The organism is Streptomyces sp. O3 (genome assembly GCF_054788135.1).
On sequence record NZ_JBTVYK010000072.1, the window covers coordinates 20881 to 29674 of the forward strand.

7 protein-coding genes are annotated in these 8794 nt (G+C 70.3%); 1 reads left to right on the forward strand and 6 read right to left on the reverse strand.

The window, feature by feature from the left end:
• Positions 1-223 precede the first annotated feature (223 nt).
• Positions 224-676, forward strand: a complete 453-nt coding sequence (locus tag ACX6XY_RS27215; RefSeq protein ID WP_460336252.1) for a hypothetical protein — start codon at positions 224-226, stop codon at positions 674-676.
• 70 nt (positions 677-746) lie between these two features.
• On the opposite strand, the gene ACX6XY_RS27220 is transcribed toward ACX6XY_RS27215, so the two are convergent.
• The 6 genes from ACX6XY_RS27220 to ACX6XY_RS27245 all read right to left on the reverse strand — a co-directional run bounded on the left by ACX6XY_RS27220 (position 747) and on the right by ACX6XY_RS27245 (position 8762).
• Positions 747-2480 (reverse strand): relaxase family protein, encoded by a 1734-nt coding sequence (locus ACX6XY_RS27220; protein ID WP_460336255.1) that lies wholly within the window; start codon positions 2478-2480, stop codon positions 747-749.
• Entirely contained in the window at positions 2477-2995 is a 519-nt protein-coding gene (locus ACX6XY_RS27225; protein ID WP_460336258.1) for a plasmid mobilization protein, read from the reverse strand. The genes ACX6XY_RS27220 and ACX6XY_RS27225 overlap by 4 nt, the downstream gene beginning before the upstream one ends.
• A 178-nt stretch (positions 2996-3173) precedes the next feature.
• The gene (locus ACX6XY_RS27230) at positions 3174-3605 is read right to left on the reverse strand and encodes a hypothetical protein (RefSeq protein ID WP_460336261.1); all 432 of its coding nucleotides are present in this window, start codon (positions 3603-3605) and stop codon (positions 3174-3176) included.
• A 52-nt stretch (positions 3606-3657) separates the two neighbouring features.
• Positions 3658-4959, reverse strand: coding sequence for a hypothetical protein (locus tag ACX6XY_RS27235; protein ID WP_460336264.1), 1302 nt, complete (start codon positions 4957-4959; stop codon positions 3658-3660).
• A 238-nt stretch (positions 4960-5197) separates the two neighbouring features.
• Complete coding sequence (locus ACX6XY_RS27240) at positions 5198-6739, reverse strand: DnaB-like helicase N-terminal domain-containing protein (RefSeq protein WP_460336267.1); 1542 nt, start codon at positions 6737-6739, stop codon at positions 5198-5200.
• Between the two features lie 589 nt (positions 6740-7328).
• On the reverse strand, positions 7329-8762 hold the full coding sequence (locus ACX6XY_RS27245) for a recombinase family protein (protein ID WP_460336270.1): 1434 nt from the start codon (positions 8760-8762) through the stop codon (positions 7329-7331).
• Positions 8763-8794: the final 32 nt, after the last annotated feature.

The following is an 8794-nucleotide window of genomic DNA, read 5'->3' on the forward strand; positions in this document are numbered from 1 at the left end:
CGGGTCTCGCTCTCGAAACCTTCGCCGGTGCCTCAGATCTTCGCTGCTCCACTGGAGCCGCTTCCGCAGTACCAGCCAGCAGCAAGCTCCAGGCCGCCGTCAGACACACTCCGATACGAGCGAGACGAGCGCGTGCAGCTATCACAGTCCCCTCCCAGAGCCGATCACTCTCCCGTCAACTCCGTGAGAGCGAATCGCCGTAGATCAATCTGTGATCACGGAGGTGACCGTACTGACCGCCATAGAGGCAGCGCTGGAAATCCCAATCAGATGGCGTGAACATGGCGATGATTGGCTATTGGGAGGCGTGTCCGATAGGGCTGGAGGCACGAACGCCATCCTGTTCGCGCTGGGGCTGCACGCTGACGTGTCCACGATCGAGGCTCGTTCCCTCAGGGAACAAGCGGGCCGTGTCTCCAGGGAACGGGCAGCGTGTTCCCTTGGGGAATGGATGAAGTGCTCCGGCCGTGGTGGGACGGTGATGATCGCCTACGGCGCGCTCTGGCTTACCGAGGCTGTCATTGGCGGCATGCCAGGATCAGCAGGTACGTCGTCGCTGAGCGCGCAAGACGCGGGCCAGCTCGGCAGCGTGAGCCGCGGTGCGACAGTACGCCGCAAGGAGCGTTCCGTTCGGGCCCTGAATATCCGGAGCGTTCAGGGCCTGAACGGAGACTGATTCAAGCAACGTGAGTAGCGGGTCCCCGGCGTGAGTGTCGGGGTCCCGCTGTGTGTTTGGGGTCAGGGGGCTACCGCGACCGGTGCGGGCGGGATGTCGTCGGCGTGTGCGGGTGAGTGGTGCCCGTAGTGGCCTGCGGGGTGGGCCGGGTGCGGGAGAGGCGGGTGCTGCCGGGGCGCGCGGCGCGGGCTTGGTTGCCGGGGGCGTGGCGTTGGCCGAGGCGTTGGATGCGCCAGACGAGGACCTCGGAGGCGGAGTTCGCGTCGTCCAGGGGGCGTTGGCGGGCTGCTTGCTGGAGGACGGTGGCGGGCTTGTGGTCGGCGTGCTCGGCGGCGGCGAGGGTGGCGGCTAGGGCGGGCCAGGCGTCCTCGGCGAGGATCTGCTCGGCGTGGGCGGGCAGGACCTCGTGCACGTGCCGGGCATACCGGCGGACAGCGGCCTCGGGTGGGCGGTGCTGGGCCAGGGCGGTCAGTGTGGTGGGGGCGGTGTGGTTGTAGGCGTTCTGGAGGTGGATGAGGGTTTGGCGGGCCGCGGCGAGCTGCCGGTCGTGGTGGCGCAGCGCGCTGCGGCGCTGGGCGGCGAGGACGACGAGGATGGCTGCGTCCAGCAGCATGGCCAGGCCCGTGTGGTCGGCGGGCTGGTAGCGCATGGCCTTGAGGGCGCCGCGTAGCGCGCGGGCGTGCTGGTGGTCGGTGCGGGCGCGGGTGTGGGCGGCGTGTTCGAACGCGGCGGCGGCCCGGTGGAGTTCTGCGCGTAGGTGAGGGGTTGGGGCGTGGGCGGGCAGGGCGTAGAGGACTTCGCCGAAGACGGTCAGGTGGGCCTGGGCGGTGGTGTCGTCGGCGTGGTCGAGGTGGTGGGGGATGCGTTCGGTGGCCGCGGTGGCCTGGTGCCACGGACTTGGCCGACGCAGCCCGGACGACGACGGCTCAGGAGCGGAGGGTTCGGCAGCGGCCAGGCGCTGCTGGATCTGGGGCAGGGACAGGTCGGTGGCGAGGCTGGAGCCGGAGTACCAGATCGGCTTGCCGCCGCCTGTGGTGTCGTCGGGGAGGGCGACCTTGTAACCCTGCAGGTCGCCGGAGGGCAGGGTGCGGGTTTCGACCTGGAGGCCGGTATCGGCGAGCAGATTGAAGAACTCGTCCAGATCCGCCGCGTGGGATAGCGCGGTGCGCACAGTGTGCCGCAGCCGCTCGCGTACCGCCTTGTCGTGGCCGAGGCGTTTGGCCTTCTCCTGCTCGGCGCGGGTGGGCCGCTTCGCGGCCGGGGTGCCGGCGGCGGCCTCGCGGCCGCGGGGGACCTGGGTGAGGCCGAGGTCCTTCTCGATCTTGGTGAGTTCGGTCATGGCGCAGTGGTAGTCGTTCCAGTTCCGCGGCGGGCGCAGGTCGCCACGCATCTTCGTGGCGACGATGTGGATGTGATCGGTTGCGTGGCGCACTGCGACCCAACGGCAGCCGTCCGGATCACCCTCGGGTGCGATCCCGGTGGCGTGCACCATGCGCCGGGCGATGGCGGCCCACTCGGTGTCGGTGAGGTTGCGATCCTCGGGTGCGGCGCGCACCGAGCAGTGCCACACATGCCCCTCGGGCGCGCGGTCGCCGGCCTGCTTCACCCGCAGATCCAGTGCCTTGACGAGCTGGCCGAGGCGCTGCTTGTGGCCGGGGCTGTCCCAGGGGCCGGGGTCGGGGATAAAGCCATCCCAGGAAGCAACGATGTGCTGGTTCGTGTGCTCGTTGGCGCGGCCCTTGTCGAAGAGATACGCCACCACGCCGTAGGTGTTGCTGCCCGGCTTGACGATGTTCGCGATCACGCCTGGCTGCCCGCCTTCTGCCCGGCTGCCCGGAAGGCGGCGTCGTCTATCGCCCGGACCGTGTCCTGGGCGGTGCCAAGCAGTCGGCCTGCCCGCTGAAGGATCGCGGCATCCACAGGGTGTGGATTACCGCCCGCATTCAGACGGCGTGCGATCTGGTTGACGTTGTTGCCGATCCGGGCGATCTGCGCCCGCATCGCGGCCAGCTCATCGATCGCGTCGTCGTACGCGGTGCGCTCGGCGGCGACGGTGATCTCGCCGCGGACGCGGGCCATGGTGGCATCCGCGATGTAGCGGGCCATGGTCACGTGCTCGGCTCGCGCCGAAGACTGGATGTCGTGCTTCTCGTGCGGGGCGAAGCGGGCGGTCACGTGCTCGGAACGTTGCGCATCGAGGTTCGCGCGGCGATGCGGCGTGCGCTGCTTGGCCCCATGGGTGGGAAGCGTTGGCTGCTCGTCGGCGCCCACCCGCTCCCGCTCCGGCACGCCCTCGTGCCGGAGTTGCTCCTCCGCCACCCCTGGGGCGGAGGAGTCCGCGATGGACCGGCCTGCGGACGGTCCATCGCTATTGCTTGCTCCGCCTGGGGCAGGGCTCATTTCACCTGCCCTGGAAGGGGTGTTGAGGTCTTCGGGGTTCGGGTCGCGCACGACGGGGTGTCCTTGTCCTGGGGCGGGTTACGGGGTTCTGGTGGGTTCAGGCGGTGCGCGGTCGATTGCAGGGCTCGGCGAACTGCTCGGCGGCGCGGTCGAGCAGATCCACCAGTGGAAACTCAGGGAGACGGGCGGCCTCAGCCAGGACGACATCGATACGCGGGTCGAGGGTGCTGACGGCATCGAGCCCGGCGGCGCGGGCGACAACCAGGCGCAGCTCGGCCTCCAGCCAGGCCCAGTGCTCGAGGGCGGGCACCGGGATCCCGTCACCGGTGCCCCTGAGACGGCGCAAGTAGTCGCCGCCGCCGGATAGGATCTCGGGCAGCGGGATGTCGTCGCCGACCATCCATCGGCCCTGGTCCAGCAGGGTGAGGATGGCACAACGCAGCGCGCTCATCTCGTCGTGCTCCGGAGCGGTGCAGTCCGGGTAGGGGTCGTAGTTGCAGGTACAGGCGGACGAGGTCGAACGGGGCATGGCAGAAGGGCCTCTCAGTGATGGGTAGTTATTGGAGGTGAGGGGGCAGAGCTCAGTGGGGGTGGCCTGTGCGGGCGGAGTCCTGGTGCTCGGCCTTGACCGCGTTGACGACGCTTTGCGCAAGGTCGGTGCCGACCTGGTGGCCGTCGGCGCGAACGGCTGCCTTGAGGGCGTCGCGCGAGAGGCGGCCCGTCTCGCGGTAGATGCGCTCCGCGTACGCGATGAGGGCATCCCGCGGCAGGTCGGGCTTGCGACCCAGGCGTCTCGGGCCCGACTCCTTGCCCGCATCTACGCCCGCATTCGCCTCCGCGCCTTCCTCAGCGGCGGATCGCTCGCGGGCAGTGGTTTCCGGGCGGTCTGACGGACGTACGCCTTCATCGCCCGGATTCGACACGCCCTCCGGGCGCGCGGGCTGTGCCCGCTTGGCTGCGGCAGTACGGGCCTTGAGTACAGGGGCACTGGGCGTCTCCCACCGTTCGGGCAGTGGGAGCGAGGCCAGCCGGGTAGCCTGCTGGCGAGTGGCGAGCTTGCGCAGCAGCAGGTCGTCCTGGAGCGGATCGCCGTCGACGTCGGCCCGCTCCAGCGCCTCGTGCAGGCGCTTGGCCAGGCGTCGCCCGCGCCACTCTCCGCGCTTCTTCTCGGTCATCGCCTCGGTGCGCAGGATCAGGGTGACGGCTTCGCTCAGGGCACGCTCGCGGATGAGGCGGGCGGCGTCCGCGTCCTGGTCGGCGATGCCGAGGCGGGCCAGCAGTCGTTCACGTGCCTGGCGGATGAGGACAGCGGCCAGGCTGCGCGAGGCGGCATCAGGAGTGCGACGGCGCAGCTCGATCCCCATGGCCAGGTGCCACAGCATCGCCGCCATGACCGGACCGATCAGGGCCCGCACCGTGCCGCCGACGAGCCCGAACTCGGCGTACGCGGGGATGATCTGTGCTCCGGTGATCACCCACACCAGGACGCCGGGCAGACCCGCTGCCCGTTCGGGGCCATGGAGGTTCTCGCGGGCCATCAGCGCCATGGCGAACAGGGCGACCTCGGCGATGGCGAACATGAAGGTCCGCTCGACGACGTTGCCCATGTCCAGGTAGTCGGCGGCGAACCGCCAGCTAGTGTCCGCGCTGTAGGCGGTGCAGCCGACCGCCGCCACGGCAGCAACCCGCACCGCGACACTCGCGCGCCGCCGGTTGGCGCCGGATGTCTGTCGGCGCTGCCGCCGACTCCTCCACGCGGCGAACAGAGCGAAAGACACCAGCGCGAGCAGTACCGCTGATGCGGCGGGGGAGGTGCCCCAGGTCGGCAGGAGCGAGGTGCTGCCGCTCGGGGCGGCCAGGGCTGCGAAGGTCGCAGGGGGCATGCAGGGGTCTCCCAGGTGAGAGGGAAGCGGATGGGGGGTGGCGACCGCGGCGGGGCGCTTACGCGGCCCCCTCTCCAAGGAGGGGGCCGCGCGTAGGCACTGGGGTGTGGATGCGCCGTACGGCGATGCGTAAGCGTTTGAACTGCGGTTTCGCGTGACTCATACGCCGTGTGGGCGGCACGTAGGAGCCCTCGGCGGTCGAGTGCGCCTACGGCAGCGCGTACGCGAGGCGGGAGGGTCAGGAGACGGCGGTCATGTGGCGGGCGGTCGCCTTCCAGCGGGTGGCCTGGCCTCCGCCGGCTCCGCCGCCGCTGCCGGTCTCCTGGACGGCGTGGCCGCTCTTGGCGAGGGCCTCCAGGCGGCGTCGAGCCTTGGCCAGGTCGGCGGGACGGGGGTTGGCCTCGCCGGTGGTCTGCGCGGCGAGCTGGCGGGCGGTGAGCCCGTCGACACCGGCCTGGCGTAGCAGGGTGAGCGGGTCGAGGCTGGTGTCGACGTGCGAGAGGCCGCGGGGGTGGTCGTGGAGGACCGGGAACGGGCCGATCTCGTCGTCGATGGTCTTGAGGTGGTGGAGCTGGACCACGGGGTCGCCTGCCGCGCCGCTGAGGAAGAGGGCGCTTCCGGCGCCTGCGGTGAACCACGCCGAGCCGTAGACCTGGTCCAGGACGGGGCGCTGGGTGCGGGAGGCGTCGGGGCCCTGTTTGCGCTGATGGTGGAGTTCGAGCAGCTCGACGCCGCCGCGGAGCAGTTGCTGGCGGGCGTTGTTGTAGGCGAGGCCGGCCTCGTCGTCGGTGAGCTTGCCGACCACGTCCTTGAGGCTGTCGATCACGACGGTGTCCGCGCCGTGTTCGGCGGCCAGCTCGGCGAGCAGCTGGGGCTCGGTGTTGAGGGAGGCGGGCAGCGGGCCAGACCAGAAGACCAGGCGTCGGCGCAGAATGTCACGGTCGGTCTCGTGGACGACGCGGTTGAAGGCGCGGGCGAGCTGGCTGGGCCGGTCCGCGGCGATGTAAAGGACCTTCTCGCCCTCCCGCACGGGCATGTCGAGAACCTGGGCGAGCAGGCCGAGGCGGGCCAGGACGATCTGCTGGGCGATGGTCGACTTCCCCACCCCAGGTGGGCCGACCAGCATCAGGCTCTCGCCCGATGCCCAGGCCGCCTTCCCCGGCAGACCCCACACGGGCACCGTGCTCGCCGGGGTGTCGGCGACGAAGGACCAGCCGTCCACGGCGTACCGCTGGAGCCGCCCGCCCGCACTGCGGCGGGCCCGGTCTGCGGCGTCGTTCAGTGAGGCGGTCAGCAGGCCGCGGACCTCGGCTGGATCGGCTCCGGGTGCGGTGGCACCCTGCAGGGCACGGACCGCCGTGGCCTGCAGAGCCCGAAGGTCGGCGTGGTGGCGCACGATCTCGGCGTAGTACTCGGCGCCGGTACCAGCCACTGCGCCCCCGGTGAGAGTGTGCACATACGCGGGGCCGCCGACACGGGTCAGGTCGCCCGTGGACCGCAGCTGGTGGGTCAGCGCGATCGGGTCGGTGGGCGCGTCTTGCTTCCGCAGCTCAAGGAGTGCGTGCCAGATGGTGGTGTGCGCGGGCTGGAAGAAGTCACCCGGCTCCAGGACCTGGCGGACCGTGTCGATGACCGCGCTCTGGAATATGCAGGCGCCCAGCACCGCCTGCTCGGCCTCCCAATCGTGCGACGGGACGGCCGGGCCACCCCAACCGGGCTCGCGCGGGGCGCTGGACTGCGGGGATGCGGGGTGGGCAGGGGTGAACGTACCCTGGGACACAGAACTTCCTCACTTGGCGCCGTACAGGGCTGGCAGGCCCTGGCACCGAGACAGATCGTTTATGGGCGGTCATCTGGGAGTCGTCCGGCCCCTTTGGTGCTCCAACACCGGGGGCCGCTCCCCTTTCCAGTGCGTTCTACGCGGCGGTGGCGTATGCGGGGGCCGACATCAGGTCGGCCAGCCTCGCGGCACTGTGCGGACTGATCGTGGTCCGAAATCCCTCGCAGACACGGGCCAGGGCTTGCTCCCGGGCCCTCTCCTGAGCCTGGCGGCGGCCCGGCGCGCGGTCAGGGCGCGGCGAGAGCGGGTGATCAGACGGAGGCTGCTGCATGCGCGGGTCCTCGCTGGCGGTGCCGAACTGGCAGGCTCGGCACCGCCGGTGTTCATGGGCGGTCGGTCGGACGCGCCGTTGGCCCCCGGGTGCTCCAACACCCAGGGCAGCGCACGCCGAACGAGGCGGACTGGCAGGCCAGCCCCGCGCGGCACGACCTATAGTCCGGAGAATCCCCGGTTTGGGTAACCGGCGATCGTCGGCTATGTTGCCCCTCCCGCCCCCGGGCACCCGGCCTCCGGGGTGACCCGCAGCCAGCTACAGCGGGTTCTGCTCGATGGCGATCCGATCCCAATCGAAGACCCCGCTCGGCTTGGTCGACGCATCGATGATCACGCCCGAGAACAGGAACCGCAGCACCGCGTTGCGCCGCTCGTCCGTCATGTCGTCGGCGTACCACGCGTCCTTCGCGCCTGGGCCGGTCAGCCCGTCGAGCAGCTTCATCGGCCGTACGACGAGGCGGCGCTGCGCCTTGGCGATGCGGTCCGTGATGTCCTTCCGCATCTTGCGGAACTCCGCCGTCGTGATCTCCTTCTCCGTCCACATCTGGTTCAGCTCGACCAGCTGCTGCTGGTCGGCCTCGACCGAGTCCGTCGCGCTGTCCGGCAGCGAGGTCGAGGCAAGCTTGCCGGAGATGGTGAGCCTGCCGAGCAGGTCGATCGCCGCCTCGGTGACGAACTCCTCCAGCTTCACCGCCGCGATGCGGCGCACACACTTCTTCGGTCCGTTGCGACTCTTGCGGGTGCACAGGTACGAGGGCACCGCGCCAACCTTCGTACCGGACATGAGGGTCCCGCAGCGCGAGCACATGACAAGGCCGCGCAGCAGGTAGAAGCGGCGCAGCTCCAGGTTGGTCTGGTGAACGGCGGAGCGGTACTCGCGCCGGGCACGAGTCTCCTGCCAGATTCCGGGCTCGATGATCGCGGGCCACTTCCCCTGACCGACCTCCTTGCCCTGGTGCATGCGTATGCCGGCGACGTGTCGGGAGTCGAGAAGCGCGCGGACCGTGCCCTGCGTCCACTCCTTGCCGTAGACGGTCTTGATGCCGCGCTTGTGGAGGACGAGGGCGATCGCGCTCGGACTCTGCCCCTTGAGGTACCGGTCGAAGACCTCGCGGACGATCTCAGCCTCGTCCTTCTTGATGGTCATCCCGTCCGCCTCGTAACCGAAGCGGCGCTTTCCCGAGTGCGGCAGGCCGGTCTCGGCACGGTCCTTCAGCGCCGTCTTCAGCCGCCGGGATGTGTCGTCCGACGACCGGCAGGCGTGCGCGACCTCGATCCTCAGGATAAAGCGGTCGTCGGGGTCCGACAGATCCCGCCGGTTCGCCTCACCATGCAGGGTGATCGCGTGCTCGTCGGATGCGCGGAGCAGCTCCTCCAGGTCTCGCGGCTGCCGCATCAGCCGGTCCGGGTGGTACGCGATGATGTGCCGGAATTCGCGGCGCTCGGCGTGTTCGAGGAGCTGGTCCCAGCCCGGCCGTTTACGGCCTCGGCTCCACGCCGAGCGGCTGTTGTCGACGAAGACGTGGGCAGGATCGATGACCAGGCCCCGGCGCTCGGCGATCTCCCGGCAGATGCGCTCCTGGCGGTCGACGCCGGTCTGGTCGTCGTCGTCCGCCTGGGATATTCGGCAGTACAGGGCCGCCGGTTCACCGGGGGTTATCGTCGCGTCCCGGGGCTTGGTGCGTTTCATGGGAGCGATAGTACGAACAAGGATTCGGCTCG